Annotated in this window: 21 protein-coding genes and 1 tRNA gene; 15 read left to right on the plus strand and 7 right to left on the minus strand. The window is 66.5% G+C overall.

Annotation, left to right across the window (positions count from 1 at the left end; translation table 11 throughout):
• Window positions 1-136: 136 nt before the first annotated feature.
• Window positions 137-1,579: a zinc-dependent metalloprotease gene (locus CWT10_RS06655; protein ID WP_103062586.1), complete on the plus strand. Its 1,443-nt coding sequence runs from the start codon at window positions 137-139 to the stop codon at window positions 1,577-1,579.
• 5 nt (window positions 1,580-1,584) lie between these two features.
• Here the strand turns inward: CWT10_RS06655 and CWT10_RS06660 are convergent, their stop codons facing one another.
• Window positions 1,585-2,190 carry a PPA1309 family protein gene (locus CWT10_RS06660; RefSeq protein WP_103062587.1) on the minus strand — a complete coding sequence of 202 codons (606 nt, stop codon included), beginning with the start codon at window positions 2,188-2,190 and terminating at the stop codon, window positions 1,585-1,587.
• 249 nt (window positions 2,191-2,439) lie between these two features.
• On the opposite strand from CWT10_RS06660, the gene CWT10_RS06665 reads away from it, so the two are divergent.
• The 7 genes from CWT10_RS06665 (at window position 2,440) to CWT10_RS06695 (ending at window position 11,518) form a co-directional block, all read left to right on the plus strand.
• On the plus strand, window positions 2,440-5,838 hold the full coding sequence (locus CWT10_RS06665) for a UPF0182 family membrane protein (protein WP_233188080.1): 3,399 nt from the start codon (window positions 2,440-2,442) through the stop codon (window positions 5,836-5,838).
• Window positions 5,839-5,930: 92 nt separating this feature from the next.
• Window positions 5,931-6,007, plus strand: a tRNA-Met gene (locus CWT10_RS06670).
• Between the two features lie 150 nt (window positions 6,008-6,157).
• Window positions 6,158-7,699, plus strand: coding sequence for a purine-cytosine permease family protein (locus CWT10_RS06675; protein WP_103062588.1), 1,542 nt, complete (start codon window positions 6,158-6,160; stop codon window positions 7,697-7,699).
• Window positions 7,696-8,622: a purine-nucleoside phosphorylase gene (locus tag CWT10_RS06680; protein ID WP_103062589.1), complete on the plus strand. Its 927-nt coding sequence runs from the start codon at window positions 7,696-7,698 to the stop codon at window positions 8,620-8,622. Before CWT10_RS06675 ends, CWT10_RS06680 begins: the two co-directional genes overlap by 4 nt.
• Before the next feature lie 127 nt (window positions 8,623-8,749).
• Window positions 8,750-10,177 (plus strand): class II fumarate hydratase, encoded by a 1,428-nt coding sequence (gene fumC / locus CWT10_RS06685; RefSeq protein WP_103062590.1) that lies wholly within the window; start codon window positions 8,750-8,752, stop codon window positions 10,175-10,177.
• Window positions 10,178-10,320: 143 nt separating this feature from the next.
• Complete coding sequence (locus CWT10_RS06690) at window positions 10,321-10,761, plus strand: VOC family protein (protein WP_103062591.1); 441 nt, start codon at window positions 10,321-10,323, stop codon at window positions 10,759-10,761.
• Between the two features lie 73 nt (window positions 10,762-10,834).
• Window positions 10,835-11,518, plus strand: coding sequence for a DUF1345 domain-containing protein (locus CWT10_RS06695; RefSeq protein WP_103062592.1), 684 nt, complete (start codon window positions 10,835-10,837; stop codon window positions 11,516-11,518).
• 193 nt (window positions 11,519-11,711) lie between these two features.
• Here CWT10_RS06695 and CWT10_RS06700 read toward each other — a convergent pair whose 3' ends face one another.
• Window positions 11,712-12,737 carry a zinc-binding dehydrogenase gene (locus tag CWT10_RS06700; protein ID WP_199176326.1) on the minus strand — a complete coding sequence of 342 codons (1,026 nt, stop codon included), beginning with the start codon at window positions 12,735-12,737 and terminating at the stop codon, window positions 11,712-11,714.
• A gap of 13 nt (window positions 12,738-12,750) precedes the next feature.
• A complete protein-coding gene (locus CWT10_RS06705; protein ID WP_103062593.1) occupies window positions 12,751-13,362 on the minus strand; it encodes a PadR family transcriptional regulator in 612 nt (203 codons plus the stop codon).
• 94 nt (window positions 13,363-13,456) lie between these two features.
• Between CWT10_RS06705 and CWT10_RS06710 the strand changes: the two genes are divergently transcribed.
• Genes CWT10_RS06710 through CWT10_RS06725 form a run of 4 tightly spaced genes read left to right on the plus strand, consistent with a single transcriptional unit; the run spans window position 13,457 to window position 16,642 of the window.
• Window positions 13,457-14,383: an ABC transporter ATP-binding protein gene (locus CWT10_RS06710; RefSeq protein ID WP_103062615.1), complete on the plus strand. Its 927-nt coding sequence runs from the start codon at window positions 13,457-13,459 to the stop codon at window positions 14,381-14,383.
• Window positions 14,383-15,042 (plus strand): ABC transporter permease, encoded by a 660-nt coding sequence (locus CWT10_RS06715; protein WP_103062594.1) that lies wholly within the window; start codon window positions 14,383-14,385, stop codon window positions 15,040-15,042. Before CWT10_RS06710 ends, CWT10_RS06715 begins: the two co-directional genes overlap by 1 nt.
• On the plus strand, window positions 15,039-15,716 hold the full coding sequence (locus CWT10_RS06720) for an ABC transporter permease (RefSeq protein ID WP_103062595.1): 678 nt from the start codon (window positions 15,039-15,041) through the stop codon (window positions 15,714-15,716). The genes CWT10_RS06715 and CWT10_RS06720 overlap by 4 nt, the downstream gene beginning before the upstream one ends.
• On the plus strand, window positions 15,707-16,642 hold the full coding sequence (locus CWT10_RS06725; protein ID WP_103062596.1) for an ABC transporter substrate-binding protein: 936 nt from the start codon (window positions 15,707-15,709) through the stop codon (window positions 16,640-16,642). The genes CWT10_RS06720 and CWT10_RS06725 overlap by 10 nt, the downstream gene beginning before the upstream one ends.
• Window positions 16,643-16,701: 59 nt before the next feature.
• On the opposite strand, the gene CWT10_RS06730 is transcribed toward CWT10_RS06725, so the two are convergent.
• Window positions 16,702-17,718 carry a LacI family DNA-binding transcriptional regulator gene (locus tag CWT10_RS06730; RefSeq protein WP_103062597.1) on the minus strand — a complete coding sequence of 339 codons (1,017 nt, stop codon included), beginning with the start codon at window positions 17,716-17,718 and terminating at the stop codon, window positions 16,702-16,704.
• Window positions 17,719-18,004: 286 nt separating this feature from the next.
• Here CWT10_RS06730 and CWT10_RS06735 point away from each other — a divergent pair, with 286 nt between their 5' ends.
• Genes CWT10_RS06735 through CWT10_RS06745 form a run of 3 tightly spaced genes read left to right on the plus strand, consistent with a single transcriptional unit; the run spans window position 18,005 to window position 21,302 of the window.
• Window positions 18,005-19,036 (plus strand): Gfo/Idh/MocA family oxidoreductase, encoded by a 1,032-nt coding sequence (locus CWT10_RS06735; protein ID WP_103062598.1) that lies wholly within the window; start codon window positions 18,005-18,007, stop codon window positions 19,034-19,036.
• Window positions 19,033-19,896 carry a TIM barrel protein gene (locus tag CWT10_RS06740; protein WP_103062599.1) on the plus strand — a complete coding sequence of 288 codons (864 nt, stop codon included), beginning with the start codon at window positions 19,033-19,035 and terminating at the stop codon, window positions 19,894-19,896. Before CWT10_RS06735 ends, CWT10_RS06740 begins: the two co-directional genes overlap by 4 nt.
• Window positions 19,893-21,302 (plus strand): sugar porter family MFS transporter, encoded by a 1,410-nt coding sequence (locus tag CWT10_RS06745; RefSeq protein WP_103062600.1) that lies wholly within the window; start codon window positions 19,893-19,895, stop codon window positions 21,300-21,302. Before CWT10_RS06740 ends, CWT10_RS06745 begins: the two co-directional genes overlap by 4 nt.
• Window positions 21,303-21,361: 59 nt before the next feature.
• On the opposite strand, the gene CWT10_RS06750 is transcribed toward CWT10_RS06745, so the two are convergent.
• The 3 genes from CWT10_RS06750 to CWT10_RS06760 all read right to left on the minus strand — a co-directional run bounded on the left by CWT10_RS06750 (window position 21,362) and on the right by CWT10_RS06760 (window position 23,386).
• On the minus strand, window positions 21,362-21,979 hold the full coding sequence (locus tag CWT10_RS06750; RefSeq protein WP_103062601.1) for a dihydrofolate reductase: 618 nt from the start codon (window positions 21,977-21,979) through the stop codon (window positions 21,362-21,364).
• Entirely contained in the window at window positions 21,976-22,848 is an 873-nt protein-coding gene (locus CWT10_RS06755; protein WP_103062602.1) for a thymidylate synthase, read from the minus strand. The genes CWT10_RS06750 and CWT10_RS06755 overlap by 4 nt, the downstream gene beginning before the upstream one ends.
• 91 nt (window positions 22,849-22,939) lie before the next feature.
• On the minus strand, window positions 22,940-23,386 hold the full coding sequence (locus CWT10_RS06760) for an OsmC family protein (RefSeq protein WP_103062603.1): 447 nt from the start codon (window positions 23,384-23,386) through the stop codon (window positions 22,940-22,942).
• Between the last annotated feature and the right edge of the window lie 8 nt (window positions 23,387-23,394).

A 23,394-nucleotide genomic window follows, 5' to 3' on the forward strand; every position in this document is an offset into this window, starting at 1 on the left:
ACCTGCTCATCGGCTGGCTACGCAGCCGGCCATGGCCCGCACTCAGGAATGGGTGACATGATCTGAGTGTTTTCATCAGGCGACCGGCCCGGCGTCCCGGGCGGCGCACACGTGCCGGAACCACCGAGAGGAACCCATGACCGAGGACCCCTTCGACGCGATTGAGCAGATGCTCGCCGCCATGTTCGGCCCCCAGATGGCGGCCGACGCGGTGGCTGCGTTGCGGGCATCGGGTGTCGACCCGGAACGGCTCGCACAGATGAGCGGCATGGGCGACTTGTCCCGCCTGACTCCCGCCCAGCTCGGCGGTCTGCAAGCGCAATTACAACAGCTGTTCGCCGGGGCCGGCGGCGGCACCGTCAATTGGGCGATGGGCCAAGACCTGGCACTGCGCACCGTGCGCGGCGACGCAGATCCGGTCATCACGGCCGCGGACGCCGAGAGAATACGTGACGCCCTGGCGGTGGCGGATCTTTGGCTCGATGCCGCTACCGACTTCATGCCGGCCCCAGGACCAAGAGAGGCCTGGACGCGCTCGAAATGGGTCGAGCGCACACTGCCGGTCTGGAAGGAGGTGTGCGCCCCCGTGGCCGACGCCGCCACCTCCGCACTGGCCGACGCGCTGGAGCAGCAGATAAACCGACTGCCCGACTCCGAGGCCGCGGCCGCCCACATGGGTGCTCTCGGCAAACTTATGCGTTCCATGGCGGGCACCGCTTTCGGCCTGCAGCTCGGGCAGGCCATCGGTGAACTCGGCCGCCAGGCGGTTGCCGCCACTGATGTCGGCCTGCCTCTCATGCGGGAGTCGGGCACCGCGCTGGTACCGACCAATGTAGCCACATTCGCCGCCGAACTGGAGGCCGACGTCGAGCAGGTTCGACTCTTCCTGGCGGTTCGGGAGGCTGCCGCCGCCCGCCTGTACGCGCATGTGCCGTGGCTGCGCAGCCAGCTGCTGGCCGCCGTCGAGGCCTATACGCGCGGCATCGTCATTGATGTCGAAGCCGTGGAGCAGGCGGTCGCGCAGGTCGACCCCAACGATCCGGAAGCCATACGGCGGGCGCTGGAATCGGGCATGTTCTCGCCGCAGGATACGGCCGCCCAGAAGGAGGCCCTGGAGAACCTAGAGACTCTGTTGGCGCTGGTTGAGGGCTGGGTCGAGGTGGTTACGGCGCGCGCCCTGGCGCCGCACCTCCCGCTCGCCGTAGCCCTGCGTGAAATGGTGCGTCGTCGACGTGTCCAGGGCGGTCCTGCCGAGCAGGTCTTCGCCCGGCTGATCGGCCTGGAGTTCCGTCCCCGCCGAGTGCGCGAGGCCGCACGGCTGTGGGAGCAGCTCGGTGCCGAACTGGGGGATGCGGACCGGGACGCCTTCTGGCGTCACCCCGATGTGGTTCCGACGGCAGCGGAGCTGGCCAATCCGGAGGATTTTTTGACCATGCGACGGGCCGCCCAGGATATGGACGCGCAGATGGACGCAGACCTGGCCTCCTTGCTTGACGGCACGCTCGGATACGCCGATGGCGCCAAGGACGCCGACGCCGGCAACTCCGAGTCGGGACAGGATCGGCCCGAGGGTCACTGAGCCGGTTACTCAAGGGTGCGTCGGAGGGCCTCGACCAGGTCGGGGACTAAATCGGCCCCGCCTGCCGTCCGATCGGAGGAGTCGTGGGAACGGGTGCGCAGGACGCACCAAGACTCCCCGGACCGCAGCACACCCACGACGATGCGCACATCATCCCGGTCCGGGCGTGCCAGCAGATAGGCGGTGCGCTCCTGAGGGTCCTCTATTGCCGCTGCTTCGCGCTCGGCCTGGGCGGGCAGCACCATTCGCTCCGTGGCCACGGCCGTTCCGTCCACATCCTGCGGCCATACAATGCCCGCCAGTAGTTCCTCCAGGTTCTGCGCACGCGGCAGATCCCCTTGCTCGATCGCGGTCAGCGACTGCGGTTCGGCACGGGCCTCGGCCAGTGCGTCCGCGTCCAGCATCTGGACCAGTTCCGGATCCTTCAGCAGGACGGCGGTGCGCACCAGGGCGAACACCCCAACCGGCGCATCCCATCCGACCCGTGCCACGTGTTCTTCCAATTGTGTCACCACGCGCGTGAGGGCGGCCTGCCTGGACGCGGGCATTGCGGGGGAGGGCAAGGGGTCGTTTCGGGTCGCGGCAGCGTCGGGAGTCGTGTACTGGCTCATAGCGTCATCGTCTCATCGCCATGTGAGTATGTTGGGGCGCCATCGTGGCCGAGTCGATGATGCTTCCGGTCTGGGCAGCCAGGCGCTCGCCGCCGGGCTGATCCGCGGCGCAACGGCGACCAGGAATGGGCTGAGGTTTTGTGGGCCTGACGTGACCTGTGCGACGATTGGCCACGGCGGCGCCACCGGCGCCCGCCACCGTGCGCTGTGGCGCACGCACCATGACACGGAACGACACGGAGCGTGAACGTGACCACCAGGCCCGAAGACGATCCTATCGACAAGCCCGACGACGAGTCCGCTTCCGCCGACTCCCCTGAGACGGACAGCCGGGATGACCGCGTGCGCGGTGGCTTCTTCCAGGCCGACAGCTCTGAGGACGCCCGAGGAGCCGGCCGCGGGACGGCCGCCGCTTCGGGGGCCGCGGACGCCGCCGACGACGGGGAGAATTCTGAGGACAACAAACCCGAGGAGGACGGAGCGGAGGATTCCAGGCCTTTCGGATCCGCTTTTGATCCCTCCGCCCTCTTCGGTCTAGGGACGGCCCGACGCGCCTCCGGTGCGGCCCGCCCGGGCCGTCAGCAGCGCCCTGGCGGCGGATCGGGAGCCACCCGCCCGCCCACACGGCCGAGCGGCCCCGGTGGACGGCGTCGGCCCGGACCGCTGTCCCTGACTGTGGGTATCCTCGCTGCGCTCGCCGGCATCATCGGGTTCTGCTCGCGTACCTGGACGGAAGTGCTCTGGTACAGCCAGCTGGGTTTCTCCCGGGTGATCTGGACCCAGTGGATCGCCACGGGGGGAATGTTCCTGATCGGATTCCTGATCATGTTCGTGGCCGTCTTCGCGGCCATACGGCTGGCCTACCGCGCCCGCGAGATCGGCTTGCCCCGGGACGAGGCGTCCCGCAACCTCGAGGCTTATCGGTCGGCCCTTGAACCAGTTCAGCGGCAGGTGACCTGGATCATTCCCGCGGTGCTGGCGCTGACCAGCTCCGCCTGGGACGTGGCTCCCCGCTGGCGGGAGGTGCTGCTCGCCGTGAATTCCCAGTCCTTCGGTACGGCGGATCCGCAGTTCGGGCTGGACGTGTCATTCTACGTGTTCATTCTGCCGGTGTTGGAGCTGGTGGTGTCATATCTGACCCGTGTGGTCGTGTTCGCGGGCATCTGCAGCGTTGTTATCCATTACGTGTACGGTGGCATCTCCGTGGCACGCACCCCGCACTTCACCCGGGCGGCCCGGGTGCACCTGACGGTGTTCCTGGCCCTGTTCGCCCTCCTGCGGGGCGGCTCCTACTGGCTGGGGCGCTACAGCTCCCTGTACGCCTCCAACGCGCGATTCGACGGGGCCGGCTACACCGACGTCAACGCTTCCATTCCCGCAAACGCGATACTGGCGGCCATCAGTGTGGTGGTCGCGGCGCTGTTCGTGTTCTCCATGCGCTCCAGCTCCTGGCGGTTGCCGATCACCGGCGTGGCCGTGATGATCGTGTCCGCGCTGCTGATCGGGGCCGCCTATCCCGCGGTGATCCAAAGATTCGTGGTCAATCCCAACGCCCAGCGTGAGGAGGCCCCTTACATCGACCGAAATATCAAGGCCACATTGACCGCTTACGGCCTGGATGATGTGGAGACCACCGATTACGATGCCAAGACGACAGCGGAGGCCGGTCAGCTGTTGGAGGACGCAGAGTCGACCACTTCGATCCGCCTGTTGGATCCCAACCTGGTCTCGCCGACCTTCCGGCAGTTGCAGCAGAACAAGCAGTACTACTCCTTCGCCTCCTCACTGAACGTCGACCGGTACCGCATAGACGGTGCCAGCCGCGACACCGTAATAGCCGTGCGCGAGCTGAACTTTGATGGTCTGGACGCCAACCAGCGCACATGGGTCAACGAACATACCGTCTACACGCACGGCTACGGCGTGGTCACGGCCTACGGCAACACCGTCGCTTCCGGTGGCTACCCGTCCTTCTGGGAGGGCGGCATTCCCTCTGTCGGAGACTTGGGCGAGTACGAGCCGCGCATTTACTTCGGCCAGGCTTCGCCGTCGTATTCGATCGTGGGCGGCGACGACGGCGGCAACCCCCGCGAGCTGGACTACCCCGACGACTCCGCGCCGTCCGGGCAGGTCAACACCACATTTGATGGGGACGGCGGACCGGACGTGTCCAATCCCTGGAACCGTCTGCTGTACGCCGTGCGCTTCCAGGAGATGAACATCCTGTTCTCCCAAGAGGTGCGCAGTGGGTCGCAGATCCTGTACAACCGCAACCCCGCTGATCGGGTGGCACAGGTAGCGCCGTGGCTGACCCTGGACGGCAGCCCCTACCCGGCGGTCGTGGATGATGACGACGACGCCTCCACTCCTAAGCGGGTCGTGTGGATCCTCGACGGCTACACCACAACCAATAATTACCCCTACTCCCAACACGAGTCCCTTGAGGACACGATGAGTGACGCCACCTCCGGCTCCGCCCTGCTGGGCGCCCCGGAGGAGTCCAATTACGTGCGCAACTCGGTCAAGGCGGTGGTCGATGCCTACGACGGCTCCGTGACCCTGTACGAGTGGGATGAGAACGACCCGATCCTCGCCGCCTGGAAGGCGGTCTTCCCCGGCTCGGTGACCCCGATGAGCCAGATGAGCACCGACCTGATGGCGCATATGCGCTACCCGGAGGACCTGTTTAAGGTCCAGCGCACCGTGCTGGCCAACTACCACGTCACCGACCCGGAGGACTTCTACTCCGGTGGTGACTTCTGGAAAGTACCCGATGACCCGACCAAGTCCGGTGACGAGGCGCAGGCCCCGTACTACTTGACACTGAAGATGCCGGACCAGGATGAGGCGACCTTCTCCCTGTCCAGCGTCTACATCATTGGTGGTAACACCGACCGCAACGTGCTCACCGGCTTCCTGGCGGTGGATTCGGAGACGGCCGGTGGCGAGAACGGCGGACGCAACCCCGACTACGGCAAGCTGAGGCTGTTGGAGCTGCCGCGCTCCTCGAACGTGTCCGGTCCCGGCCAGGTGCAGAACAACTTCAACTCCAACGCCACCGTCTCTCAGGTGCTGAACCTGCTCTCGCAGCAGGGTTCGGAGGTGATCCGTGGCAACCTGCTGACCCTGCCGGTGGGCGGCGGGCTGTTGTACGTGCAGCCGGTGTATGTGCAGGCCTCCTCTGGGACGCAATATCCGCTGTTGCGTGAGGTACTGGTCTCCTTCGGTGACAAGGTCGGCTTTGCCGACACGCTCTCTGAGGCGCTGGACCAGGTGTTCGGCGGCGACTCGGGTGCCACCACGGGGGAGGAAGCCGTGGACGGCGATGCCGCGGCGGCCAACGACACCTCGTCAGAGACGGAGGAAGGGGCCGATCAGAGCGTGCCCACCGCTGAGCCGACCGAGCAGGCGAGTGCGGCGGCCACGACGCAGCCGAGCACCACGCCCACACCGGGGGCGACCACGGGTTCCGGCGACCCGGCTGCCGATCTGGCCACCGCGTTGTCCGACGCGCAGACAGCCATGGATGACGCGGGTAAGGCGATGCAGGACGGCGACTGGTCCGCCTACGGGGACGCCCAGAACCGGCTGACCGACGCCCTTAACCGCGCTGTCGCCGCCCAGCAGCAGCTCGACGCCCAGGGCTGAGTAGCGTGAGTAGCGGATGCGTCGTGGTGAGCAAGGGCACGTCGCCCGAGTTTGCGGTCCTGCGGGGCGGCGGACTAGGGTACTGACCACGACGCGGGGTGGAGCAGTTCGGTAGCTCGCCGGGCTCATAACCCGGAGGTCGCAGGTTCGAATCCTGCCCCCGCTACCACCGAGGCCCCGGCACCAGCAGGTGCCGGGGCCTTCTGCCGCCCGGTTCCGAGGAGGGCTCCTCGGAACCGGGCGGTTTTGCTATGCCATGCACGGGTGGCTGGTAACTCGGGATCGTCCCCGCACAACACCGCTGCGGTAGTTTCCCACCATGACAGATTCCCCATCCCTACCAACCGAATCCGCGGTTTCGACGGCTGCCGCCGTGCAGGCCGCCGGGTCCGGCGCCCAGACCGCTGCTTGCGTCCCAGCCGTGGAGACGAACACCACCCGCATTGAGAATGCCGGGCTGGACGTTATCGCCGAGTCCGAGCGCAAGGGGCGCCCCCGCGACCTGTTCATGCCCTGGTTCGCCGCCAACATCTCGGTGCTCGGCCTGTCCTGGGGCGCCTGGGTGCTTGGCTTCGGCCTGTCCTTCGCCCAGGCGCTGGTCGCCGGCGTCGTCGGGGTGATCGTCTCCTTCTTGCTGTGCGGCTTCATAGCCGTGCTCGGCAAGCGGGGCAGTGCTCCGACTCTCGCGCTGTCCCGTGCCGCCTTCGGCTACTACGGCAACCGCCTGTCCGCGGCCATCTCCTGGATCCTCACCGTCGGCTGGGAAACGGTGCTGTGCGTATCCGCGTCCCTCGCCTCCGCCACGGTGATGCAGGCCCTTGGATGGAACAATGAGCTCGGAGCCCAGATCGTAGGCTTCCTACTGACCGTGGGACTGGCGGCAAGCGCTGGCATCCTCGGCTTTGACATGATTATGCGGGTGCAGACCTGGATCACCTGGGCCACGGGCATACTTACCATGATCTACCTGCTGCTGGTCTCCCCGCAGATCGACTTCTCTGCGCTGGCAGCGCTGCCCGCCGGCTCGGCGGCCGCCTTTATCGGCGCCCTGGTCATGGTCGCCACCGGCTTCGGCCTGGGCTGGGTCAATGCCGCCGCCGACTACTCCCGCTACCTGCCGCGCGGCGCCTCCACCACCGGCGTGATCGCCTGGACCACCATCGGCTCCTCCCTGCCCGTGGTCATCCTCGTGATCGCCGGCATCATGCTGGTGGGCTCCGATCCCGAACTCGGCACCGCCATCGACGCCGACCCCATTGGCGCCCTGACCACCATCTTGCCCACCTGGTTCCTGATCCCCTTTGCCGTGGTCGCCGTCCTGGGACTGGCCGGCGGCATCATCATGGACCTGTACTCCTCGGGACTGTCCCTGCTGGCCACCGGCGTGCCTGTGAGGCGCCATGTGGCCACCGCCATTGACGCGACCATCATGAGCCTTGGCACCATCGCCGTCATCTTCGGGGCGAAGGACTTCCTTGGGCCCTTCCAGGGCTTCCTGACCACCCTGGGCGTGGTGATCGCCGCCTGGGCGGGTGTCATGCTCGCAGAGGTGTGCTTGCGCCGTCGCGACTACGACGAGGCCGCCCTGTTCACCCCCGACGGCGTCTACGGCGCGGTCAACCTGGAGGCGATCACGCTGGTCGTCCTCGGCTCCGGTGTCGGCTGGGGGCTGGTGGTCAACTCCGCCGCCTCCTGGCTGAGCTGGCAGGGTTATCTGCTCGGTCCGCTGGGCGGCCGCGACGGCGCCTGGGCCAGTGCCAACCTGGGCGTTCTTGTGGCGCTGCTGATCGGCCTGCTCGGGCACCTGCTCCTTGGCAGGCGCCGCGTGCAAGCCCAGGAGCAGGCGGGGGAGCAGGCATGAGCACCGTCGGCCCCCTCCCGCAGTCCCCACTAGGGCCCGACGGCGTTCCCGCCGAGTTGCTCGCCGCCCTCGACGCGTCCGGGGGCGCCGCCGGACCCGGCCCCGCCGTGGAGGCCGCGCACCAGATCGCCCGGCGCACCGGCGCCGCCCACCACGACGTGCTGGTCGTGCTCGGATCGGGCGCCGACGGCGCCCTGGACGCCTGGGGCGCGCCGACGGCGTCACTGCCGCTGTCCGATCTGCCCGGGATCAACGCACCGGTCGCACCCGGACATGTCGATCGGCTCGACTCCTATGAGCGGCTACTTCCACCGCCTCCGGTCTATGCGGACGACTCCGGCACGGCGCCCGCCACCTCATCCGGGAGCAGGCGCGTCCTGGTTGCGCACGGGCGCACCCACCTGTATGAGGGGCGCGGGCCCGGCGCCGTCGTCGCCCTGGCCCGGGCCGCGGCCGCCACCGGCGTGCGGGCCGCCGTCCTGATCAACGCCAACGGCTGCCTGCGGGACTGGGCGATCGGGGAGGTCATGACGATCACCGATCACCTCAACCTCTCCGGCGCCTCACCCTTTGCCGGCACCGTGTTCGTCGACCAGCGCGACCTGTGGGACCCGGAGCTGACGGCCGTTCTTAGCGCGCATACCCAGCGCTCCGGCGTGTACGCCATGGTGCGTGGACCGGAGTACCAGACCCCGGCCGAGTCCCGCATGCTGGCGGCCCTCGGAGCCGATTGCGTAGGTATGTCCACGGTTCTGGAGGCGATCGCCCTGCACCAACTGGGCGTGCGGGTAGCCGGAATGAGCGTCGTATCCGACCTGTCCTTCGCGGCCGCTACCACCGATCCAGCCGAGGTCGTGCGCCTTGTGGCTGGCGCTCACCACACTCTTATCGCAGGCATCGAGGTGGTATTGGCTGCCCTCTAGGATCGCGGGCGGGGCGTAATGCCCTGGCCCGCGCCGGTCGCAGGGCTATGCCTTTCGCAGCACACAGGTACGGACATAGGACGCCCGTCCCCGCCCGCGCGCCTCCGCATCCGGCTAGCCTTGGACCATGGCACCTGAGAATTCCACCGGCGCGACGACGCGCACCGAATCAGACTCCATGGGCACCGTTGAGGTCGCCTCCGACCGCTATTGGGGCGCCCAGACCGAACGCTCCCTGCACAACTTCGACATCGGCCGCGAGACCTTCGTACTCACTCGCCCCCTCATCCGGGCCCTGGGCGTGCTCAAGAAGTCCGCCGCCCTGGCCAACGCCGAGCTGGGTGAGCTGCCCACAGAGATCGCGGACCTGATCGCCCAGGCCGGCGACGAGGTAATCTCCGGTGAGCTCGACTCCCACTTCCCGCTCGTCGTCTTCCAGACCGGGTCGGGCACGCAGTCAAATATGAACGCCAACGAGGTCATCTCCAACCGGGCCATCGAGCTGGCCGGCGGCCAGATGGGCTCCAAGACCCCCGTCCACCCCAACGACCACGTCAACCGCGGCCAGTCCTCCAACGACACTTTCCCCACGGCCATGCACATCGCAGTCGTCGAGGAACTCACGGCCATGTACCCGCGCGTGCAGCGGCTGCGTGACACCCTGGATGCCAAGGCCAAGGAATTCGACGACGTAGTCATGGTCGGCCGCACCCACCTCCAGGACGCCACCCCGATCCGCCTGAGCCAGGTTATCTCCGGGTGGGTCGCGCAGATCGACTTCGCCCTGGACGGCATCCGCTATGCCGACTCCCGTGCCCGTGAACTCGCTATCGGCGGCACCGCAGTGGGTACTGGCCTAAACGCCCACCCGAAGTTCGGGGAGCTAACCGCGAAGAAGATCAGCCAGGAGACCGGCATCGACTTCAAGCAGGCCGACAACCTCTTCGCTGCGCTCGGCGCCCACGACGCCCTGGTGCTGGTCTCCGGCGCGCTGCGGGTGCTGGCCGACGCCCTGATGAAGATCGCCAACGACGTGCGCTGGTACGCCTCTGGCCCCCGCAACGGTATCGGCGAGCTGATCATCCCCGAGAATGAGCCCGGCTCCTCCATCATGCCCGGCAAGGTCAACCCCACCCAGTGCGAGGCCATGACCATGGTCGCCACCAAGGTCTTTGGTAATGACGCGACCGTCGGTTTCGCCGGCAGCCAGGGCAACTTCCAGCTCAACGTGTTCAAGCCGGTCATGGCCTGGTGCGTGCTGGAGTCCATCCAGCTGCTCGGTGACGCATGCGTGTCCTTCGACGAGCACTGCGCCTACGGCATCGAGCCCAACCGGGAGAAGATCCAGGCGAACCTGGATTCCAACCTCATGCAGGTCACCGCGCTCAACCGCCACATCGGCTACGACAAGGCCTCCAAGATCGCCAAGAACGCCCACCAGAAGGGCCTGTCTCTGCGCGAGTCCGCCCTCGAGCTGGGCTTCGTCACCGAAGCCGAGTTCGACGCCTGGGTGGTCCCGGCCGATATGACTCATCCGTCCGCCGCGGACGAGTGAGCCGGGTGGCCAGTCCTTCCCGAACGCAATGGGCATCGTCCCCGGCGGCACTCAAACGTGTCGCCGGGGACGATGCATCTGCCAGACTGGGCCGCATCGGTGTGCAGCCGACGCCGCCGACGACGCTCCTGGAAGGACAGGCCATGCCCCGCATAGACCACGCCGCCCTCTGGGTCGCAGACCTGGAGGCCACCCGCGACTTCTACCTGCACTGGTTCGGCGGGCACGCCAACGGCCAGTACCACAACCCGCGGACCGGGCTGCGCACCTATATCCTCAACTTCGACGACGGCGCCCGCGCGGCGGGCCGCCGGGGGACTCGGTTGGAACTGATGAGCCGCCCCGACGTCGTTACCCACCCAGACACGGAGATGTGCGGCTGGGCACACATCTCCTTCGCCCTGCCCGACCGTGCGGGCGTCGACGATCTGGCCGCCCGGGCCCGCGCGGCTGGGGTGTCGGTGATAGACGGGCCCCGTCAGACCGGGGATGGCTACTATGAGGCGGTCCTACTCGACCCTGAGGGCAACCGAGTCGAGGTTGTGGCCGGCGACTACAGCGACGAGGTCGCGCAGCGGCGCTGAAAACGTCTTCTCCCACGGGTATGTGGGAGCGATGCATTCGCGTCCAGGCGGGCGGCCGTGGCAGGCTTCGGCTATGAAACGATCGAGTCTTCTTGGCCTTGTTGCAGAGGCGATTCTCATCGTTGTGGGGCTTGTGGCAATACTTGGGGGAGACAGCGAGCCGGCCGCATACTGCTCCGCCGCCTGGGTCCTGGTAGCGCTGTTCTACGTTGCGGTTGTGGGCTGGGCGGCGTGGCGGCGCCGAGTTTTGGATGATGGTGTTGAAATACGGGAGTCGGTGCTGAGCCTGCCGCGGTGGCTGATCGCCGTGCTGGGGACAGCGCCGGTGATCGCGGCGCTAGTGGGTCTGCTCAATGGATTGGCCGGAGCCAATGTTCCCCAGGAACTGATCGACCACTTGGCCACCGCTTACGGCCCGGTGCAGGCCGCCACTTTGACCCGGGTACTTCAAGTCGCTGCCACGATTATCACGGTACTCACCGCGATGCTCGGTTGGGCGCTGCTCCATCTGGGGTACGCCCGACACTACGAGCGCCTGGATCACCTGTATGGACCGTCCCTCAAGTTCCCGGGCACGGCGGACGCGGATCTGACGGATTACGTGTACTTCTCCCTGACTGTGGGAACCACGTTTGCCACATCGGATGTGACGGTTATCTCTCGGCGCCTGCGTTGGACGGTGGTTGTGCACTCCGTCCTGGCCTTCTTCTACAACGCGATTGTGCTGGCGATTGCCTTCAGACTGATCACCGGTTGAGCGCAGAGCCTGTCTGCGGCGGACGGTCGCAAACCGTGATAGAGGCGTCCACCCCGCCGAACTAACGCATGTGAATCATTGACATCATGCGGCTGTAGTAACAGCTCGGACCGCGGGATCGCGTGTTCGTCACCGTTTTAGGCGGTGACGAACGCGCAGTGGTGTCCCCGAGTATTCTGGGGGATGGTGCCGGTCAGGCCCAGGGAAGTCCGACCAGCTTGCCGGTGTGTGCGCAGGCGGCCATATCCTGCTGCGCGCGGACGATCTCATCTAGCGGGTAGGTATGCACGGGCAGGAGGTTCAGCACACCAGCCTCGATCCTGTCCAGTACCCGCTGCAACTCGGCAGCGGGCAGGTCGGAGGCCTGGCCCGAGTATGTGGTCAGCCGCACGCCGTTCGGAATCCAGTCCATCGGGTAGAACTCCGTGATGGTCCACGAGTCGGACAGCATGCCGGTAAAGCACACGGTGCCATGCACGGCGGTTGCCAGCAGTGAGTCGCGCAGTGTGGGCACGCCCACGAGTTCCAGCACCGCGTCCACGCCGCCGGGTTGGTACCCGCGCACCTGCTCGGCCACCGCGCCGTCATCGCGCAGTGCCGTCACACCTCGGGAAGCGAGCAGTTCGAGCCCAGCTCGGCGTCGGGAGGTGGCGTAGACCGTGCAGCCCATGTCGACGGCGAGGGCCGCGGTGGCCAGGCCCAGGGCCGAGGTACCGCCACGTATCAGCAGGCTCTGGCCGGCTTGCAGATTCAGTCCGGTGGTAAGCGATCCATGGGCGGTCTGCAGTGTTTCGGGCACCGAGCCGATGACCTCCCACGGCAGGCCGGAGTCAAAGGTGAGGACCTGCTCGCGCGGCACCACCACGTACTGGGCATAGCCGCCGTCGAAGGCTCTTCCCATACCACCCATCATGGTGACCACCTGGGTCCCTGAGGGCAGGCGCCCTTGCGGATCCAGATCCACGATCCCGGAGGCCTCGATCCCCAGCACGCGCGGATAGCTCATGCCGCCGGCCTGTCCGGTAACCGAGTGGTATTCGCTGCGGTTCAGACCGAAGGCCATGACCTTGATCCGCACCCAGCCGGGGCGCGGCTGCGGGACGGGTACGTTGGTCACGTGCAGGTTCTCAATGCCCGGGGCGGTCAGCACGGCGGCGCGCATGGTCGCGGGTGTGGCGGGTCCGGTAGCCGTGAGGGAGTAGGGGCGGTTCGTGCTCATCGGCCGTTGCTCCTCATGCAGTGCTGGTACGTGACGGGCTGTGGGCCGCCCGCGGTGGGGCGGGCGGGTGCGTGGATTCGGAAGCGTCGCCGGGGCTCGGCGTGCTCGATCCCGCCAGGATCTCCTCCAGCCAGGCGGTCTCTGCTCGGCGAGAGGAGGCCACGATACGGATCATGCCGCGCCGGTATGGGTCCGTCTCGGTTTCGGAGCGGTGCGGGACGCCGTCGTCGTAAAAAAACGCCGGTGCCGGTTTGCGCAGAACCTCCAGACGACGGCGCAGCACGGCCGTGCGCTCGTCGGCGTCGGGCAGGCGGGACAGGAAGGCGAGCACCACCAAGAACCGGGGCATGGATGCGATATCGGTTTTGCTCGGGTGCCTCAAGCGCTCGTGCAGGCGGCGGCGACCAGTGACGGTGATCTCGATGCGCTTGCGTGGACGGCCCCGGGCCCCGGGCTCGTCGGTGCGGATGATCGACCCGGCTTTCTCCAGCCGCGCCAGGGCGGGGTAAAGGGCACCTTCCGACAGGCGGCCGCCCGGCCCGTCCAGCTCAACGATCCGGCGCCGCAGCTCATAGCCATGCAGCGGTCCCTCATCGAGGAACCCCAGGATCTTAAGCTCAAGCACGACGACACACTACATCGAATCGACATATTCGCCAAGCGTTGTTACGGTAGATGACGTCGCCGCTAGGCGCGGGAGAGGAGACAGTCGCATGGGAATGCGCACCGGCACGCCGGAAGCCGACGCATCCGTGTTGGTCACGAAGGATTCCGAGTCGGCCGCCGTTGGAACCGGTGCCATAGAGTTCTCCGACGTCACCAAGCGTTATCCGGCTCCCGTCAACGGATCCGCAAATCCGCGGGCCGCCGTCGACTCCTTCTCCGCCATCCTGCCCGCCGGATCCATTACCGTCCTGCTCGGTTCGTCAGGCTGCGGTAAGACCACGCTGTTGCGCATGGTCAACCGGATGGTCGAGCCCACTGCCGGCAGGATTCTTCTAAACGGCAAGGACGTCCACGACGGCGATCCTGTGGCACTGCGTCGCTCCATTGGTTATGTCATGCAGAACGCCGGACTGCTGCCGCATCGACGGGTGCTGGACAACATCACCCTGGTGCCGCGGCTCAACGGCACCGACCGCTCCGCGGCTCGAAGGCGCGCCCACAGACTTATGGACATGCTGGGCCTGGACTCGGAGCTGGCCGATCGCTATCCGGGACAGCTGTCCGGAGGGCAGGCCCAGCGCGTCGGCGTGGCCCGGGCCCTCGCGGCCGATCCGGGCGTGCTGCTGATGGACGAGCCATTCGGCGCCGTGGATCCGCTGGTGCGCCGCGACCTGCAGCGGCAGCTGCTGCGCATCCAGGGTGAGTTGGCCAAAACGATCATCTTCGTCACTCACGACGTAGACGAGGCCCTGATGCTCGGTGATGAAATCATCCTTTTGCGCGAGGGCGCCCAGATCGCACAACGCGGCACCAGTGCCCAGTTGCTCGCCGATCCCGCCGATGACTTCGTGACTCAGTTCCTCGGCCTTGACGACGCCGACCGCGCCTTGCGTCTGGCCGACGTCGCCGGCAGCCGGGTGGTCCTGGACCGGGCCGGCCGCGCCATAGGGCGGATCGATACGGACGCGGAGATGCACTAGTGACCTGGGTCCTCAACAACCTCCCGGCAATCGCCTCCTACCTGCTCGCCCACGTCAGTCAGGCGGTGCCCGCGATTCTTGCGACCCTGCTGCTCGCTATTCCGATTGCCCGCCTGACCCAGTGGCTCGGGCCGCTGCGCGGCATCCTGGTCTCGGGCGCCTCCCTGCTGTATGCCATCCCCTCCCTGGCGCTGTTCGTGATCCTGCCGGTCGTGCTCGGCACCGGCATCCGGGACACGCTCAATGTGGTGGTGGCGCTCACGCTCTACGGTCTGGCGCTGATGGTGCCCACTACGGTTGATGCGCTTGACGCCGTCGATCAGCGGGTGCTCGACGCCGCCACCGCCATGGGGATGGGGCCGCTGCGCCGCTTTGCCACCGTGGAGCTGCCGCTGGCGGGCCCCGCGATTGTGGCCGGACTTCGCGTCGTCACCGTCTCCACAGTCTCGCTGACCACGGTCGGGGCGGTGCTGGGCGTGCGCAGCCTGGGCTGGCTATTCACCGACGGCTTTCAGCGAGGCATCACCGTAGAGATCCTCGTCGGCATCCTCGCCACCGCACTGCTCGCGGTCACGCTCGACGCCCTGGTTGTGCTGTGCGGCCGGGTGCTGCTGCCGTGGACGCGTAGCACCCACGCGCGCGAGGAGGCGACGGTATGAACTACCTCGGTGAGGCGATCGCCTACATCCTCACCGCCGCCAACTGGTCCGGTTCACTTGGCATAGGGCGGTTGCTGGCGCAGCACATCGGGTACTCGCTGCTGGGGGTGGCCGTTGCCGCCGTAATCGGTGTCCCACTGGGCTGGTGGATCGGACACACCGGGCATGGTAAGGGCGCCGCAGTCGCCCTGGCCGGCGCCGTACGGGCCCTGCCCACCCTGGGTCTAATCACCCTGTTCGCACTGGCTCTCGGCGTGGGGTTGTCCGCCCCCATGCTCGCCTTCATCGTCCTGGCACTGCCCAGCGTACTGGCCGGTGCCTACACCGGCATTGAGTCCGCGGACACCGTCGCCGTCGACGGCGCCCGCGCCAGCGGCATGAGTGAGGTCCAGATACTCACCCGCGTGGAGATCCCGCTGGGCGCTGCGCTGCTCGTGGGCGGCCTGCGGTCGGCCACGCTGCAGGTGATCGCCACGGCGACACTGGCCGCCTACACCGGCGCCGGCGGACTAGGGCGGCTGATGTTTCTGGGGCTCAAGACCCAGTACTACGGCATGATGCTGGCCTCCTCGCTCATGGTCATCGCCCTGGCTCTGCTGTCCGAGCTCCTCTTTATCCTCCTCCAGCGCGCCGTCACCCCGGTAGGCGCACGCAACCGAAAGGAATCCCAGTGAAACCCAATGCTGACAAGCACACGGTGCTCACTCGTCGCAGTGCCTTGGCCGGCGGCGGGCTGCTCGCCGTGGCCGCCACGCTCACCGCATGCTCTAGCTCTGACCCCTTGTCCTCCTCCGGTGCCGGCTCCGCCATCGTGGTGGGCAGCCAGCAGTACTACTCCAATGAGATCATCGCCGAGCTGTACGCCCAAGCGCTCGAGCAGGCCGGCTTCACCGTCGACCGCCAGTATCAGATTGGGCAGCGCGAGGTCTACATCCCCGAGCTCGAGTCCGGGGCGATCGACGTGCTGCCCGAGTACGGCGGCAACCTGCTGCAGTACTACGACTCTGAGACAGGCGCAACGGACTCCGACTCCGTACACGCTGCCCTGGCGGACGTGCTGCCGGAGACGCTGATGGTGCTCGATTACGCCCAGGCTACCGACCAGGACTCCTATACCGTGACCAGCGAGCTCGCCGAGGAATACGGCCTGGTCTCCATCGGTGACCTGGCCAAGCTCGACGGCACCGTCATGGTGGCGGCGAACTCCGAGTTCAAGTCGCGTCCCTACGGCCCGACGGGCATCAAAGCCGTCTACGGGGTGGATGCCGACGTCTACCCCGTGGAGGACTCCGGCGGGTCGCTCACCGTCGGAGCCCTTACGGACGGAACGGTACAGGCGGCCGATATCTACACCTCCTCGCCTGCCATCGACGCCAACGACCTGGTCGTCCTGGAGGACCCGAAGGCCCTGATCCTGCCGCAGAACGTCACGCCGCTGGTCGCCGCCGACCTTGATGAGGGCGCCGTCACCGCGATCAATGCCGTCTGTGCACTGTTGACCACCGAGGCACTGCGCGCACTCAACGCCCGCTCGGTGGACGAGCAGCTTGACTCCGCCACGATCGCCACCGACTGGCTCACCGAGCAGGGCATTAAGTAGGTCCTCTCAGCGCGAATAGGTTCAAGCCAATAGGCCCGTCCGGTGGTGAGCCGAGCTGGTCACTTCGCGGTCCCGTTGACCGGCCCGGTGGAAGCACGTTCGATCAGCCGAGGGATCAGCACCTGTTCGGTGGGCAGAAAGCGGTTGGCAGCCCGTCCGACGGCCCGGTCCAGGGCCAGTTGCGACATGAGCGCGGGATTCTGGTCGATGGTGGTCAACGGCACCAGGCCGGAGTCGAAGCGCCTCGCATTGTCGAAGCCGATCACACTGACCTGACCCGGGACTCCCACCCCGGCGGAAAGCAGCCCCTGGATCACCCCGGAGGCCACCCGATCGTTGAAGGCCGACACCGCGGTCGGCGGATCACTGGAGGTGAGCATGTGCGCGGCTGCGCGTATACCGTGCTCTTGTTCCAGGCCGCCAGCGATGATCTCCGCCTCGGCTAACAGCCCATGGGTCTCCATCGCTGCGAGATATCCCGCACGACGCTCCGGGCTCGACGGCGCGTTTCCGCCGTCGACATGCACGATGCGGCGGTGCCCGAGACGCACTAGGTGGTCGACGGCTGCGGCCACCCCGCCCCGGTCATCGATTCTGACTACGTCCACGCCAGGGCATGACAGCGGGCGGGCCACTGCGACTACGGGCACCTCATCTGCCAGCATCCTCAGGCGCGCCGTTCCCAGGGATGGACCGATCATGATCAGCGCCTCGCAGCGGTCACGCAGTAGGGTCTCGGCGGCGCGGCGATCATCCACCGCCCTGACGACGGCGGAAAGGACGAGCTCATGGTCTCCTGCCTCGGCAGCGGCATATAGGCCGTCAATGATTTCGGCGTGGAAGGGCTGGTGGACATCGAAGGTCACACCGATCTGGCCCGATCGGGCGGATCGCAGTGCTCGTGCGCGCTGATCCGGCCGGTATCCCAGCCGTGCAGCGACCGCTTTGACCCGGCGCCGCGTTTCCTGGGAAGCGCCGGCGGCATCACGCATGACGATGGACACGAGCGATACCGAGCAGTTGGCCTCCCTAGCGACATCAGCCAGCGTGACCGCCTTGCGTTGCCGCTGTGCCATGCATTCTCCACTTCTCCCGCTGCGGTGATTGTCCGACTCTGAGCCTACAGTGCGTAAACTAAAATCTCTGTAATTATAGGCGAAGGCGTCGAGAACCCGCCCATGAAGATGACTGAAATCGTGGCGGAAACTGACTGTTGACTTACAGGATGAGGTTCGGGCAAGTCAAGGAGGGACTAGAACGTGCTAGCTTCTTTGTCATCACAAAGGTCGCGGTGATGCGGCCCTTGTGATCCAGCGCCGCGCCGCCCTGAGCGCTCGCGGCACAAGACGAAGGAGTCATCCCATGATTAATAGTCCCGCGCCACCGGTACGCCTCGCCCTGATCGGGGCTGGCCGCATCGGTACGCATCACGCCACGGCCATCGCCCACGACATCCACAGCGCTGAACTGGTGGCGGTTGTGGATCCGCGGGTCGAGGCTGCGCAGAAGCTGGCCGCTCCGCTCGGGGCCCGCGCGGAGGCCGAGGCTTCCGGTGTGCTGTCCGATCCCGACATTGACGCGGTAGTCATCACCACCCCGGCGGCTCTGCACCGCGATCTGATCGTGGAGGCCGCCAGCGCCGGCAAGCACGTCTTCACGGAAAAGCCGATCACCACTGAACTCGATGAGGCCGCCCAGTGCGTAGAGGCCGCCAGGCGCGCCGGCGTGGTGCTCCAGGTCGGCTTCAACCGCCGCTTCGCTCCCGGGTTCATCGCCGCCCGCCGGGCTGTGGCTGACGGCCGCATCGGTACCCCGCAGCTGTTGCGTTCACTTACGCGTGATCCCGGCCCCTTCGGCGGAGAACCGGCCCGTATTCCGCTGTGGACGATCTTCCTGGAGACTCTCATCCACGATTTCGACACGCTACGGTGGCTCAACCCGGGTGCCGAGGTGGACACGGTGACCGCCCATGCCGACGCCCTCATTCGTCCCGATGCTCGCGACGACGGCTTCCTCGACACCGCGATGGTCACCCTGCGCTTCGACAACGGCGCCTTCGCCACTGCGGAGGCGAGCTTCTCCGCCAGCTACGGGTACGACGTGCGCGGGGAGGTATTCGGCGATGGCGGCATGGCTACAGCCGGCAGCGGACGCACCAGTGACATGGAGTACTTCGGACCGGGCGGAGTCGCATACGACACCTCTCGGGCGGACACCGACTTGCTGCACGGCGCCTACGTGGGGGAGTTCAAAGCCTTCGTGGAGGCCATCCGGGGCGGTCAGCCGGATATCCCAACCGGTGACGACGGGGTCAAGGCACTCCAGATTGCCCGTGCCGCCATCGTCTCCATCCAGCAGTCCCGCACCGTTCGTCTTGAGGAGGTAACCCGATGAGTTCCACGGACGTATCCGCCAACAACCCCTTCACCCTCGCCGCCTGCGCCGAGATGATCTATCTGGACCGTCCCTTCCTGCAGCGCGTAGAAGCGATTGCTGCGCATGGCATCAATGTGGAGATCTGGGACTGGACCACCAAGGACTTGGACGCCCTGGCGGCCACCGGTGTGCCCATCGTCTCCATGACCGGCTATGTGGAGGGCGACCTGACCACGGACGAAGGCAGCGCCCGCTTCCTGTCCACCGCCGAAGACTCGTTGCGCGCGGCCGAGAGGCTGTCCTGTCCAGTTCTCAACGTCCACGGAACCGGTCTGGGTGAGGGGGGTATACCCGTGGTCGCGAACGAGCACCCCTCGCCGGCCGACTGGCTGCGTGCAGCGGACACCCTGCGGCACCTGGCCGAACTGGGACAGCGTGAGGGTCGGGTGTTCACCCTGGAGAACCTCAACCTCCCTGTGGATCACCCCGGCTGCCCCTTCGCCCTGGCCAGGGACACCCGCACCCTGGTTCAGGCGGTGGACTCTCCGTGGCTGAGGATGAACCTGGACCTCTATCACGCCCAGATCGGCGAGGGGAACCTTATCGAGCTGTGTCGCCAGAGCCTGCCCTGGGTGGGGGAGATTCAGGTGGCCGATGTCCCCGGACGCGCCCAGCCCGGCACCGGGGAAGTCAACTACAGGGCGATCGCCCAGGCGCTTGCCGAAGCCGGCTACCGCGGCAATATCGGCATGGAGGCCTGGGCCCACGGCCAGGGTCCGGACGGCTCCACCTCCGTGTCCGATGCGGCGCTGGAGGAGTTCATCCGCACCTTCACCGTTGAGACCGCCGACGGCGGCGGTGGTAGGGGGAGATCATGAGCGCCCACACCATCCAAGGGGAGTCCACTCGGCGTCAGGTCGACCGCAGGCTGTTCACTATCCGCTCGATCGCCACCCTGGGCGGCCTGTTGTTCGGCTATGACACGGGCGTCATCTCCGGTGCACTGCCCTTCCTGAAGAACCCGGTGTCGGAAGGCGGACTAGCCCTGGGATCCTTCGAAGAGTCCGTGGTCACTACCGCCCTGACCGTGGGGGCCGCCGTCGGCGCGCTCGCGGGTGGGCGCCTGTCGGACCGCTACGGGCGCAAGAAGAACATTATGACGGTTGCCGTCATCTTCCTTGTCGGCGCCCTGGGCTGCGCGCTGGCACCCTCATACTGGATTCTGGTGGCCTTCCGGTTCATTCTGGGCCTGGCAGTGGGAGGCGCCTCGGCCACCGTCCCGGTCTACCTGTCTGAGATCTCTCCAGTGGAGATCCGTGGGACCATGGTTTCGCGCAACGAGTTGATGATCGTGACCGGGCAATTGGTGGCCTACGTGAGCAACGCCGTCATCGCCACCGCCTGGCCCGGCGCCCACGCCTGGCGATGGATGCTGGTTCTGGCGACCCTGCCCGCCATCGGACTGTGGATCGGCATCCACCTGCTTCCGGAGTCTCCCCGCTGGCTGGCGGGGAAGGACCGCGCACAGGAGATGTGGAAGGTCCTCAACGAGGTCCGCATGCCCGACGCCGTTGAGGATGAGGGACGGGACATTCTGCGCCGCGTGGATGAGGAGCGCGCCGCGGGCAAGGGGACCTGGGCGGATCTGCGTGTTCCCTGGATTCGCAGGATCACCTTGATCGGTATCGGGCTGGCCTTCCTGTCTCAGCTCACCGGAGTCAATGGGATCATGTACTACGCGCCCACGATCCTCATCTCCACCGGGCTGGGGACACAGCCGTCTATCGTGGCGACGATCGCCAACGGGGTGGTCTCGGTGATCTCGGTGTATATCGGCATCGTCTTCTTCCTCAAACGATTCCCCAGACGGCGCATGATCATCACCGGCCAGACCGGCTGCGTGGCCTCGCTCATCGCCCTGGGTCTGGTCTTCCTGCTGCCGGAGTCCACCGCACGCAGTTACCTGGTGCTGCTGTTCATGCTGACCTTCCTGTTCTTCATGCAGTGCTTCATCGGGGTGACCTTCTGGCTCATGCTGTCGGAGATCTTCCCCATGAGGGTGCGCGGCCTGGCCAACGGCGTGGCCGTGTTCTCCAACTGGGTGGGCAACGTCATCGTGGCCTTCGCCTTCCCCAATCTCATCGAACTGATTCAGGGCAACGCCTTCTTTGTCTTCGCCCTGATCAATCTGGGTTCTTTGGCCTTCTATGTCAGGTTCCTACCGGAGACCAAGGGGCACAGCCTGGAGGAGCTTGAGCGCATCTTCGAGAAGCGCTACTCGTGAGGAGATGACCAGGGTCTTGCACCCGTAGCCGAATACGTGATGGGGTGTGGAGCAAGGAATTAAGTGCTCCACACCCCACCGCGCGTTAACCGCAACCAGTGGTCCACACGCCAAGCGGCGTCGCCGGATGCGGGACGCCAGGAGCCGGGGGGATCGGAGCGGTCGCGGGCATGGCGCCATTGCTCGCCTAGGAGCGGGGCCCTGGTGAGTGTTCGGGGCGGGACTCCACGCGCCTTCGCCCGGGCCGCGGCGTCAATATCAATGGTAGAGATGACCAAATGATCGACTACTCCGACCGCAAGCGCCTGCGCGTACACCAGGCCCCCGCCGATGATCCACACACGCGGCAGGCGGCGGTAGTCGCCATCACGCGGATCTGGTCCCAGTTGGCCGACGGCGTCGCGTGCCTCGGACAATCCGGTGCGAAGATCATGGGCGACCAGTGCCCCCGGTGCCTCCCAGTCGCTCCGCCGGGTCAGCACAATGCCTTCTCGGCCCGGTAGAGCACACCCGATCGACTCCCAGGTGGTACGTCCCATGACTACGGCGCAGCCCAGGGTAGCGGCCCGAAAATGACGGAAATCGGCGGGTACCCGCCACAACATGCCGCCATCGGCGCCAATGATGCCGTCGCGATCCTGCGCCCAGATCGCCCCGACGGATACGTGATCGCTCACACCGCCACCGGGGCCTTGATGGTCGGATGGTGCCTGTAACCGGCGGAGGCGTCAATGTCTTCCATGGCGTATGTGTCGATTGAATTCGCGGGATTCAATCGCAACTTGGGGAAGGGGTAAGCCTGCGGAACTCGGGAGAGCTGCTCGCGCACCTGGACGAAGTGGTTGCTGTAGATGTGGCAGTCGCCACCGGTCCACACCAGCTCTCCAACCTCCATACCCGCCTGCTGTGCCAGCATATGGGTCAGCAGGGCATAGGAGGCTATGTTGAAAGGCACCCCCAGGAACATATCCGCCGAGCGCTGGTAGACCTGTAAGGACAGTCTGCCTTCGGCCGCATAGCACTGGAAGAAGGCGTGGCAGGGGGCCAGGGCCATCCGGTCCAGGTCGCTGACATTCCAGGCCGATACCAGCATGCGGCGCGAGTCGGGATCGCGGCGCAAGGTGTTCACCAGGTCGGTTATCTGGTCGATGGTCCCACCGTCCCGCGCCGGCCAGCTGCGCCACTGCCGGCCGTACACGGGGCCGAGTTCCCCGTCGGGGTCGGCCCATTCATCCCAGATGGTGATGCCTCGCTCCTGCAGCCAGCGGGCGTTCATGTCGCCTCGGAGGAACCAAAGCAACTCGCCCTTGACGGCCTTCATGGCCACGAACTTCGTAGTTATTCGCGGGAAGCCGGCCGTCAGGTCGTAGCGAAGTTGCCGGGCGAACACCGAGCGTGTGCCGGTGCCGGTGCGGTCCCCCTTGGGCACGCCGTGCTCCAGCACCTCGGCCAGTAACTCCTCGTAGCCGACGTCAACGCCGACGGGAGGTGTCAATCCCAACTGCGCCAGGTACGGATACTTGCCGTCGGCCTCCGTCACGGTCATCAGTTCGCCTCCGTATGTTAAACAGGTGCGGCAACTCTATCGGGCGATCGGCCAGCTGATGTCGATCGCGGAAGGTGGTGGCGACGGGCAGTCACGCTTCGGGGTCGTCAAACAGGTGCAGGCGTACGCCGGCGCCGTGCTCGATGGTGTGGCCGACAGTGCAGCCGCGCTCAATGGCCCGTTCGACGCGCTCATTGAGCGTTTGCCGCTGCTCGGGGGTCAGGGAGGCGAAATCAGCGACGATCTGCACGTCGAAGTCGGTGTATCGCTCTTCCTCCCCATGCTTCAGCGTGGACACCACGACATTGGCGTCGAAGTCTTCACCAAGCGCCTTGGCCAGGCGATGATCAGCAGACAAGGTGTTGCAGGTGCCCAGGGCGATCTTGATGAGTTCCCCAGGGGAGAACTCGCCCTCGCCCATGCCCACTCGCACCTGGGCGCCGCGGGAGTTGTGGCCCAGATACTGACGGGTGCCGGTGCGTTCGGCCCACACGGAGTTGGCTTCGGTGGGGGTGATGACGTCGTCGAGATCGTTCATGGGCAGAT

This window comes from Actinomyces qiguomingii, from assembly GCF_004102025.1.
GTDB classification, from domain to species: Bacteria; Actinomycetota; Actinomycetes; order Actinomycetales; family Actinomycetaceae; genus Actinomyces; species Actinomyces qiguomingii.

Excerpts from the sequence above, each read along its gene's own strand:
- CWT10_RS06655 (WP_103062586.1), top strand. The coding sequence starts at position 137 with ATGACCGAGGACCCCTTCGACGCGATTGAGCAGATGCTCGCCGCCATG.
- CWT10_RS06660 (WP_103062587.1), bottom strand. The coding sequence starts at position 2,190 with ATGAGCCAGTACACGACTCCCGACGCTGCCGCGACCCGAAACGACCCC.
- CWT10_RS06675 (WP_103062588.1), top strand. The coding sequence starts at position 6,158 with ATGACAGATTCCCCATCCCTACCAACCGAATCCGCGGTTTCGACGGCT.
- CWT10_RS06680 (WP_103062589.1), top strand. The coding sequence starts at position 7,696 with ATGAGCACCGTCGGCCCCCTCCCGCAGTCCCCACTAGGGCCCGACGGC.
- fumC (WP_103062590.1), top strand. The coding sequence starts at position 8,750 with ATGGCACCTGAGAATTCCACCGGCGCGACGACGCGCACCGAATCAGAC.
- CWT10_RS06690 (WP_103062591.1), top strand. The coding sequence starts at position 10,321 with ATGCCCCGCATAGACCACGCCGCCCTCTGGGTCGCAGACCTGGAGGCC.
- CWT10_RS06695 (WP_103062592.1), top strand. The coding sequence starts at position 10,835 with ATGAAACGATCGAGTCTTCTTGGCCTTGTTGCAGAGGCGATTCTCATC.
- CWT10_RS06700 (WP_199176326.1), bottom strand. The coding sequence starts at position 12,737 with ATGAGCACGAACCGCCCCTACTCCCTCACGGCTACCGGACCCGCCACA.
- CWT10_RS06710 (WP_103062615.1), top strand. The coding sequence starts at position 13,457 with ATGCGCACCGGCACGCCGGAAGCCGACGCATCCGTGTTGGTCACGAAG.
- CWT10_RS06720 (WP_103062595.1), top strand. The coding sequence starts at position 15,039 with ATGAACTACCTCGGTGAGGCGATCGCCTACATCCTCACCGCCGCCAAC.
- CWT10_RS06730 (WP_103062597.1), bottom strand. The coding sequence starts at position 17,718 with ATGGCACAGCGGCAACGCAAGGCGGTCACGCTGGCTGATGTCGCTAGG.
- CWT10_RS06735 (WP_103062598.1), top strand. The coding sequence starts at position 18,005 with ATGATTAATAGTCCCGCGCCACCGGTACGCCTCGCCCTGATCGGGGCT.
- CWT10_RS06740 (WP_103062599.1), top strand. The coding sequence starts at position 19,033 with ATGAGTTCCACGGACGTATCCGCCAACAACCCCTTCACCCTCGCCGCC.
- CWT10_RS06745 (WP_103062600.1), top strand. The coding sequence starts at position 19,893 with ATGAGCGCCCACACCATCCAAGGGGAGTCCACTCGGCGTCAGGTCGAC.
- CWT10_RS06755 (WP_103062602.1), bottom strand. The coding sequence starts at position 22,848 with ATGACCGTGACGGAGGCCGACGGCAAGTATCCGTACCTGGCGCAGTTG.
- CWT10_RS06760 (WP_103062603.1), bottom strand. The coding sequence starts at position 23,386 with ATGAACGATCTCGACGACGTCATCACCCCCACCGAAGCCAACTCCGTG.